Genomic DNA, 422 nt, shown 5'->3' on the forward strand with positions numbered 1-422 from the left:
ACATCTCTCGCTTTTCTCCCTCCTTTTTGGGGGATGGTAAGCTCTTTTGTCTCGACGCTTGGTAACGCTTGCGCATAATCGTAAAGCTTTTGAGCCTGCTCTTCTAGACAACGACTTTGCATTGAGCGAACGACAAAGCGCTGCTGATGTTGACGCTTATAAGTTAAGTATTCGAATAGGTCAGCTTCTCGGTCACAGACCGAGATAACATCTAACATTTTATCCCCTAGGCGTTCAACGACACGGCGAGAGGCTTGCTCCCATTTGTAACTCTCTTTCTCCTTATAAGGACGAGTCGCGTGTTGGTGCTTTTGCCCACGCTTGGTAATATCTCGGCTCCATCGCTGCTGCTCTATCAGGCCAACAATGGTCTGACTTTGTGGTGCAAAAAGTAACGTCGAATGTACGTGGAGAGCTCGAAT

1 protein-coding gene is annotated in these 422 nt (G+C 47.6%); it reads right to left on the reverse strand.

Annotated features, from left to right (window positions below):
- A partial coding sequence (locus OQJ86_RS26420; protein ID WP_265992356.1) for an IS4 family transposase occupies window positions 1-422 on the reverse strand: 422 nt, incomplete at both ends.

Source organism: Vibrio sp. Sgm 5 (genome assembly GCF_026241575.1).
GTDB lineage: Bacteria > Pseudomonadota > Gammaproteobacteria > Enterobacterales > Vibrionaceae > Vibrio > Vibrio jasicida.